Consider the following 751-nt stretch of genomic DNA (forward strand, 5'->3'; position numbering starts at 1 on the left):
GAGGGTGAGGACAAATTCAGGCATTGGTCAATCGGCGTACGAGCAAACGTGCCTGAGATAGCCAGACCCAGGCGGTTGCGCTGGCGATGCTGCGATCGTGATGCATGATCAGGCGGCGCGAGCGTTCGTTCCAGGCATGGGTGCGCTCCACCACCCAGCGCATGGGCAAGGTGGGGAACGTTTGATCCAGCGGCCACAGGGACTGCTGCGCATCGTGCCAATGCCCAGCCTTGGGCGGGCGACGCACGATGTGCACATTCAGGCCGTGAGCTTGCTCAAGGGCGGCGGCACAGCGCCCCGCATACGCCGAGTCGGCAAACAGCCGCTGCAACGTGCCGGCCTTGGCGCAAGCTTGAGCCACCACCGTTGGCGCTGCGTCGCGATCTTGTACGCTAGCGCTGGTAATGCATACCGCCAACAACAGCCCCAGCGTGTCCACCACGATATGTCGCTTGCGCCCTTTGACCTTCTTGCCCGCGTCGTATCCTTGGCCTGCCCCCTGCGGCGAGATCCGGGTCGACTGTGAGTCGATGATGGCGGTTGTGGGCTGGGCCTCGCGCTGGATGCGCCTGCGCCATTGCTGGCGCAGGCGCTCGTGCAACTGCTCGAACTTGCCTTGCGCGCTCCAACGCAGGAAGGCCTTTTGCACGGCCGGCCAGGGTGGAAAGGACTCGCGCGGCAGCATGCGCCAGGAGCAGCCCGTGCGCAGCACGTAGCAGCACGCATCGACCATGCGGCGCCTCTCGTACAC

Annotated in this window: 1 protein-coding gene; it reads right to left on the bottom strand. The window is 65.1% G+C overall.

Annotated elements, in window-relative coordinates; all coding sequences use genetic code 11:
* Positions 1 to 16: 16 nt before the first annotated feature.
* Positions 17 to 751 (bottom strand): IS5 family transposase (locus ACGLHR_RS51965; RefSeq protein ID WP_400103957.1); only part of this gene is annotated, 735 nt, incomplete at its 5' end.

It is taken from the genome of Cupriavidus sp. CuC1, assembly GCF_044627735.1.
Taxonomy (GTDB): domain Bacteria; phylum Pseudomonadota; class Gammaproteobacteria; order Burkholderiales; family Burkholderiaceae; genus Cupriavidus; species Cupriavidus ulmosensis.